This window comes from Novosphingobium sp. B-7 (assembly GCF_000410615.1).
Taxonomy (GTDB): Bacteria; Pseudomonadota; Alphaproteobacteria; order Sphingomonadales; family Sphingomonadaceae; genus Novosphingobium; species Novosphingobium capsulatum.
On record NZ_KE148353.1, the window covers coordinates 1 to 7,216 of the forward strand.

Consider the following 7,216-nt stretch of genomic DNA (forward strand, 5'->3'; position numbering starts at 1 on the left):
GGCGACGATGGCGCCTATCGCCAGGCCGGCAGCCATGATGCGGCGCTGATGGCCCTGGCGCAGGACATGGCGCAGGGGCCTGCCCTCGATCCCACTGCCGAACGCGCGGCACGTGCTGCGGGCTGGCGCAAGCGCTGACGCGTCTCGCCGGCATCCGCCGCGCCGCCGTGCCAGAAGCAAGGCAGCGCGACGGATCGGCCGATCAGAACGTCTTGCGCAGCGTCACGCCACCATAGCGCACGTCATCACGCGGCACATAGCGCACGATGCCGGCCACCCCGCCATTGACCAGATAGCTGGCATAGTGGGTGTTGGTGATGTTCTTGACATAGGCGCGCAGCTGCCAGCCATCGTCGTGGCCCAGCAGCGCGACGCTGCCGTTCCAGATGGCATAGGCGGGCTGGATCGTGCCCGGCGTCTGCGTCAGCTGGTACTGCGTCTCGCTCTTGAAGGCGATGTCGCTCTGCAGTTCCAGATCGACTGCGTTGGTCAGGGCAAAGCGATAGGCGGCATTTGCAAACAGCTTGACCTTGGGCGCGAAGGGCAGCGGCTGGCCATTGATGTCGCAGCTGGCGGGCAGGCCCACCGGGCAGTTGAAGTTTACCACCTTGGCATCGTCATAGGCGGCCGACAGATCGACCGTGAAGCCCTTGGTCGGCACCAGGGTGACATCGGCCTCCACCCCTTGGGTGCGGACCTTGCCGGCGTTGATCAGGCGCGTCACCGCCGTGCCGTTGACCAGATCGGCCACGTTCGCCTGATAGTTCTTGAACGTGGTCGAATAGACCGCCAGCGCATAGTGGACCGAGCGATCGGCCGTGCTGCCCTTGATGCCCACTTCGAATGAATTGGAGGTTTCGGGCAGCAGCGCGATTTCATCGGTCGGCTGCATGTTGAAAAAGGCGTTGTAGGCCGGCCCCTTGTACCCGCGCGACCAGGTGCCATAGACCTGCGTGTGGCTGCTCACGTCCCACTGCAGCCCGGCGCGCCAGGAATCGCCACGGGTCGACGTGCTGCCGTTGCTGTTGTGATAGGCGCGGATGCCCGACACGTTGAATGCGGCACTGCCGGTGTTGGCCGGATCAGCCGTCGACGTGCGCACGTGATAATAACTCAGCTTGTCCCAGGTGGAACGATAGCCGGCGATGGCGCGGAAATTGCTGGTGAAGTTGATGTTGGCTTCACCAAACAGGGCATAGTTGTTGGCGCGGATGCCATACTTGGCAACGCCCGTCGTCAGGCCAGACGTGCGCGTCAGATCACGCTGATAGCGCTCGTCGGTTTCCGCGCGCAGGGCATAGGCGCCGATGACATAGTCGATCAGCTTGCCCTTGGGCGAGGTGAGGCGCAGTTCCTGCGAATACTGGTTGGTGTTGACGTCACCATGGTCGTCGCTCTGCGGCTGCACGGCGGGCGAGGCCTGCGTGGCATCGAGATCCTGGTGCTGGTGGTTCTTCCAGCCGCGCCAGGCGGTGATCGAGGTGACCTTGTAATCCCCCAGCGAGAGATCGGCGGTCAGCGATGCGCCGAAGTTCTCGTCGCGCACGTTGGTATCGAACGTGGTGGCGGCGGTGCGGTTGCTGGGCCCGGCAGTAATGCCGTAGCCGGCGAGGATGCCGACCAGCGTGGGCGAGGCGGTGACGGCGTTGGTCGGATAGGCGATCTGGTTGGTGTTGGCATAGACCCCGTTGGAGGTCGGGTCATAGCTGTGTAGCCAGTCACCCGCGAGCGTCAGCGTCAAGGCGTCGCTCGGGCGCGCCTCGATCTTGCCGCGCAGGCCATAGCGTTCAAACCCGTTGACCTTGTCCTTGGTCACCGCGTTCCACACGTTGCCCTTGTAGTTGGCGTAAACGCCGTCGATCCGCGCCGCGACCGTATCGGTCAGGCCGCCGGTGACGCCCGCCTTCACGCGGTATTCGGCGTCGGTGGTGGCGCCGCCTTCGACATAGGCATGGAATGCCTGGGTGGGCGCGGCGGTGACGATGTTGATCACGCCGGCCGAGGCGTTCTTGCCAAACAGCGTGCCTTGCGGGCCGCGCAGCACTTCGATGCGCTCAACCTCGCCCACGTCGAGCGTGGCCTGGCCGGGGCGGTTGAGCACCACGCCATCGAGCACGGTCGAAACCGAGGATTCGACACCCGGCGAGGTGGTGATCGTGCCCACGCCGCGAATGAACACTGTGCGGTCCTTGTTCGAGGCGCCGCTGCGGAAATCGACCGTGGGCACGCTGGCCGACAGGTCCTGGAGATTGTGGATGCCGCGATCGTTGAGCGACTGGCCGCTGACCGCGCTGATCGCGATCGGCACTTGCTGCAGGCTTTCGTTGCGGAAACGCGCGGTGACGACGATTTCGCCCGGTGCCGGCGCGTTTGCTTCTGCCGGAGCAGGCGCCGCGGGCGGAGCATCCTGGGCAGCGGCGGCGGCTGGCACGATCAAAGCACCGGCGAGCAAGAGCGCGCTGCGCAGCGAAACGGAAAACTTGGGCATCGATTTCTCCCTTGAACGCGGCGGCGCTATACTCAACCCTATAGGTAGAGAAGAAAGTTTTTCTTTAGTGCCCCAACGCCATGCCCATGGCGCTTCCTTCGGTCCCTTCCTCCACCGCGACGATGCGCGGCATGCCCAGCCTGATCAGCCCAAGGGCAAGCAGATAGGAAACCGCCGCGAACGCAAAGAGCGGGCCATAGCCCAGCCCGGCCGCCAGGGTGAGGCCGGCAATCTTGGTGATCGCGGTGCCGCCCATATTCCCACAAAACGCGGAAAAACCGGTGACACGGCCCACGCGTGCGCGCGGGGTGACATCGGCGATCAGGCCAAACAGGCTGGTGGAAAAACCCTGGTGCCCGGCCAGCGCCAGTGCCAGCACCGCAGCAGCGCTCCACGCGCTGGGGGCCAGCAAGGCCAGCGGCACAGGGGTCACGACCAGGGCAGAGGCCAGCATCACGAGCTTGCGCACGCGGTCGATTGGCTGGCCGGCGCCGATCCAGCGGCTCGACAGCGTGCCGGCCAAGACCGATCCGACTGCCGCGCCGGCATAGGCGAGGGCCAGCGGCGGGCCGAGTTCGGTGCCGGCCAGCCCAAACGCGCGGTGGAAATAGTCCGGCATCCAGAACAGCATCAGGAACCAGGTGGCATCAGACAGCACCTTGGCACCGGCGATGATCCAGGTGCGCCGCTCCCGCCACACCGGCCTGGCGCCATGATGATCTTGCGCCTTGGCCATCGGCGTATCGGCAAAATCGATGCCGCGCGTGGCCAGCCACCAGGCGAGCGCCCAGACCAGGCCCAGCGCGCCGGCCATGACAAACGCCGCGCGCCAGCCCCAGACGGCGGCAACGATCGGAATGGCCAGTGGCGCCAGGATCGCGCCGATCGAGTTGATGGCGTTGGACAGGCCGATGCCGGTCGATCGCTGCTCGGGCGGAAAGATCGCCGCCATGGTCTTGATGCCGGCCGGGGTGCCCATCGCCTCGCTCGCGCCCAGGCTGATGCGGCAGGCCATGAACGCGGCAAAGCTGCGTGCCCAGCCATGCGCCATCGCGGCAAGCGACCAGGCCGCCACGCCAAAGGCATTGGCCCGTCGCACGCCCAGACGATCGACCAGCCAGCCCGCCGCGAGAAAGCCGAACGCCGCCCCGGTCTGGAACAGCGCCGCCAGCGTACCGTAATCGTCGTCGCTCCAATGCAGGTCGGCGGCGATGGTTGGCTTGAGCACCGCAATGATCTGGCGATCGACCAGATTGAGAATGCCCGCCGTCAGGGCCAGCGCAAACAGCAGCTGGCGGCGGCGGGGGCTGAGCAGGGCAGTCATCGGTGGCGGCACTCCTTTGCCATGCCTGTTACGGGGTGCGGCAAGGGAGTGCCAGAAAGTTCAACTTTTGCAGTAGAGATTAAAACGGTGCGTGGTCGATATGCGGCAAGACGTGGCGAGCAAACAGATCCGCCTCGCGCGCATGGGGATAGCCCGAAAGCACGAAGGCATCGATCCCCGCCGCGCGATAGGCGTTGAGCTTGGCCAGAACCTGGTCAGGATCGCCCACGATCGCCGCGCCGCAGCCCGATCGGGCGCGGCCGACCCCGGTCCACAGATTGTCTTCGACATAGCCATCGCCAGCGGCTGCCTCGCGCAGGGCGGCCTGGGCCTGCACACCCACCGATTGGGAATCGAGCGACTTGGCGCGGATCGCTGCGCCTTGCGCGGCGTCCAGCTTGCTCAGCAGGCGATCGGCGGCGGCGCGGGCCTCGCTTTCCGTCTCGCGCACCACCACGTGCACCCGATAGCCGCAGCGGATGGTGCGGCCATGCCGCGCCGCGCGGGCTTTCATATCAGCGACGATGTCTTTCACAGCCTCCATGCGGTCGGGCCACATCAGATAGACATCGCAGCCCTTGGCGGCGGTTTCGCGCGCCGGTTCAGACAGGCCACCGAAATAGAGCGCCGGCACGCGCGGCGCGGCCTGCAGCATGCGTGGCGCGTCGAGCTTGAGGTTCCAGAACCGGCCTTGGTGATCGAGTGCCTGCCCGGCGAGCAGGGTGCGCAGGATGGCGATCGCCTCGTCGGTGCGTTCATAGCGCGACGCCCCGTCGAGCGTTTCGCCCGGCAGGTCGCTGGAAATGATGTTGACCGTCAGCCGCCCGCCCAGGATCTGGTCGATCGTGGCGATCTGGCGCGCCAGTTGCGCTGGCCACATTTCGCCGACCCGCACCGCCATCAGCAGCTTGATGCGCCGCACCTGCGTGGCGATCGCCGCGGCAAAAGCCGTGGTATCGATGCCCAAAGCATAGCCTGAGGGCAGCAGGATATTGTCAAACCCGCCATCTTCGGCACCCAGCACGATATTGCGGCAATGCTCCCAACTGGATTGCAGCGCCGGGTCGCTTTGCCCAAGATATTCATAGTCGTCATCGCAAAGCGCTGAAAACCAGCTGATTTCACAGGAATTTTGGGTCACGGCATGGATTCTCCGCGCGATGCCTCCAGCACCGCGTACCATCCGCCGCGCGTCCATTCGACCTTGAAGGCGTCGCGCAGCGCGGCAATGCGGGCAGGTTGCTGCGAACCGACGATGGGCACGATCCGCGCGGGGTGCGCCATGATCCAGCTCAATGCCGCCGCGCTCGCGTCGGTACCATAGGCGGCGCCCTGCCTGGCCAGCAGCGCGCCGACCGGGTGTGCGGCATCGGTCAGCCTGCCACCGCCCAGCGGTGACCAGGCCAGCACGGCCATCTCGCGTTCCATCGCCTGGTCCAGCGTGCCATCATAGAGCGGGTCAAACCGCGCGGCAGAATATTCCGGCTGGGTCGACACCAGCGGGAAGGGCAGGAAGGCCTGCAATGCCGAAACCTCGGCCGGGCTGTAGTTCGATACGCCCACGTGCTTGACCTTGCCCGCCTCGACCATCTCGACCAGCGCGTCGGCCACTTCGCGCGGATGGGTGAGGAAGTCGCGGCGGTGGATCTGGTAAAGGTCAACGCTGGGCAGCCCCAGCCGCGCCAGCGAGGCATCGATCGCGCTGCGCAGATAGGCGAGCGTCGAATCATAGGGCTTGCCCAGCCAGATGCCGCCCTTGGTGGCGATGACCATGCGCTCGCGCCAATGCGGATTGGCCGCCAGCGCCTTGCCGAACAGGGCTTCGGCCCCGCCAAAGCCCACCGGCGCATCGCAACCATAGATATCGGCGGTATCGAACAGGGTTACGCCCGCATCCAGCGCGGCTTCCACACGATCGGCAATGGCACCCAGATCATCGTTGCCGTCGGGGCTGGCCAGCCGCCACATGCCCCAGGCAATCGGGAAAACGGCAAGTCCGCTCTTGCCGAGCGCGACGGGTTCGGTCTTTAGGCTGAGGTTCGTCATGGAGAGCGCCATGGCACAAGGAGCTTGGTGATGGTAGAGAAACTGCGTTACGGCTTGGTCGGCACCGGCATGATGGGGGTGGAGCATATCCACAATATCAAGCTGTTGCCCGATGCCGAAATCGTCGCCATCGCTGATCCCGAAGCAACCTCGATCGAATGGGCGCGGGCCGCGCTGGGCGATGCCGGCCAGGATGTGGCCGTGCATGCCGATGCCGCCAGCTTGGTGGCCGGGGGCGGAATCGATGCCGTCGTTGTGGCGTCGCCCAATTTTACCCACCGCGCCGTGTTGGAGCCGCTGCTCGCCAGCAACGTGGCGATCCTGTGCGAAAAGCCGCTGTGTACCACGATGGCCGATGCGCGCTGGGTGGTGGAGCAGGCAGCCGCGCGCGGCGCCCCGTTCTGGACCGGCATGGAATACCGCTTCATGCCGCCCGCTGCTGCGTTCATCGATGCCATCCACGCCGGCCAGGTGGGCGCGCTGCATATGCTCTCGATTCGCGAGCACCGCTTCCCGTTCCTGGTCAAGGTGCGCGACTGGAACCGCTTTTCGGCCAAGACCGGCGGCACCATGGTCGAAAAATGCTGCCACTTCTTCGATCTGATGCGGCTGATCACGCAGAGCGAGCCGGTGCGGGTCTATTGCTCGGGCGCCATGGACGTGAACCACGTAGACGAGCGCTATGACGGTGCACGGCCTGATATCATTGATAACAGCTTTACCACGGTGGACTTTGCCAATGGCACCCGCGCGATGCTCGATCTGTGCATGTTTGCCGAAGGCGCCGAACACCAGGAAGAAATGAGCGCGACGGGCGACAAGGGCCGGCTGGATGTGTTGATCCCGCCCGGAGACCTGGTGTGGTCGCCGCGCGTGCCCTGGCCGGGGCCAAAGGCGGTGGAACGCCGGCACGTGGCGGTGGACGAAACCGCGCTGGCGGCCGGATCACACCACGGATCGACCTATTACCAGCACGCGGCGTTTGCGCGCGCGGTGCGGGGCGAAGGAGATGTGCTGGTGACGGCCCATGACGGGCTCATGGCCGTGGCGATAGGCACGGCGGCCGAGATGAGCGCGCGTGAGCACCGCGCGGTGGACATGGCAGAAGTGCTGGGTTGATGGACCCGGCAGTGAAGGCGTGAAGGAAAACAACTTAGGCCGGGCAGCGGACCCTCTGCCGCCCGGCACTGGTTGGTGGATCAGTTGGCGGCGCCGCGGCGCATGTGCTTGCCGCCATAGCGCTGACCAAGATAGGCAGAAAGACGGCGCAGGTAGCTGACAGCCTCGGTCGCGCTGCCATTGTTGCACGGCAAGGGATTGCGGCTGGGGCCGGGGGGACGACGCTCCACCTTTTCGCA

The 7,216-nt window shown here is 65.7% G+C and carries 5 protein-coding genes; 1 reads left to right on the forward strand and 4 read right to left on the reverse strand.

Going from position 1 to position 7,216, the window contains the following annotated elements; translation table 11 throughout:
- Positions 1 to 202: 202 nt before the first annotated feature.
- The 4 genes from H926_RS0113265 to H926_RS0113280 form a co-directional block, all read right to left on the reverse strand.
- Positions 203 to 2,488, reverse strand: coding sequence for a TonB-dependent receptor (locus H926_RS0113265; protein WP_022676740.1), 2,286 nt, complete (start codon positions 2,486 to 2,488; stop codon positions 203 to 205).
- A gap of 64 nt (positions 2,489 to 2,552) precedes the next feature.
- Positions 2,553 to 3,812: an MFS transporter gene (locus tag H926_RS27470; protein ID WP_022676741.1), complete on the reverse strand. Its 1,260-nt coding sequence runs from the start codon at positions 3,810 to 3,812 to the stop codon at positions 2,553 to 2,555.
- Between the two features lie 79 nt (positions 3,813 to 3,891).
- Complete coding sequence (locus tag H926_RS0113275) at positions 3,892 to 4,953, reverse strand: LLM class flavin-dependent oxidoreductase (protein WP_022676742.1); 1,062 nt, start codon at positions 4,951 to 4,953, stop codon at positions 3,892 to 3,894.
- A complete protein-coding gene (locus H926_RS0113280; protein WP_028657968.1) occupies positions 4,950 to 5,858 on the reverse strand; it encodes an aldo/keto reductase family oxidoreductase in 909 nt (302 codons plus the stop codon). Before H926_RS0113280 ends, H926_RS0113275 begins: the two co-directional genes overlap by 4 nt.
- Before the next feature lie 30 nt (positions 5,859 to 5,888).
- On the opposite strand from H926_RS0113280, the gene H926_RS0113285 reads away from it, so the two are divergent.
- Positions 5,889 to 6,977, forward strand: a complete 1,089-nt coding sequence (locus H926_RS0113285) for a Gfo/Idh/MocA family protein (RefSeq protein ID WP_022676744.1) — start codon at positions 5,889 to 5,891, stop codon at positions 6,975 to 6,977.
- The last annotated feature ends 239 nt before the right edge of the window (positions 6,978 to 7,216 follow it).